General features: G+C 45.9%; 1 tRNA gene. It reads right to left on the bottom strand.

From position 1 onward, the window contains the following. Nucleotides 1-199 precede the first annotated feature (199 nt). Nucleotides 200-276 (bottom strand) — tRNA-Ile (locus HW115_RS19615). Between the last annotated feature and the right edge of the window lie 5 nt (nt 277-281).

The raw sequence follows: 281 nt of genomic DNA, 5'->3' as shown, positions 1-281 counted from the left end.
ATCTCTCGACAATGTCCTTCGCAGAACAGGAAATATCAATCATTTCAGACTTTCACCGGCTTATAAAAGCGGGTGAGGCTCGCCCGAAATAATTTCTCTACAGATGTCAAAGAACTTACTTTCGCGTTCCTTCGAATTACGATGTTGTTTGCTTTCACCACCTCAACCAGGGTCGATTTGCCACTTACTTTCTTGTAAATGGTGGGCCAGACAGGACTTGAACCTGTGACCCCACGCTTATCAAGCGTGTGCTCTAACCAGCTGAGCTACAGGCCCTTTAA

The sequence above is a fragment of the Oceaniferula marina genome (assembly GCF_013391475.1).
Lineage (GTDB): Bacteria > Verrucomicrobiota > Verrucomicrobiia > Verrucomicrobiales > Akkermansiaceae > Oceaniferula > Oceaniferula marina.
Note: the sequence above shows the minus strand (reverse complement) of the source record. Positions and strands in the feature narration are given on the sequence as shown.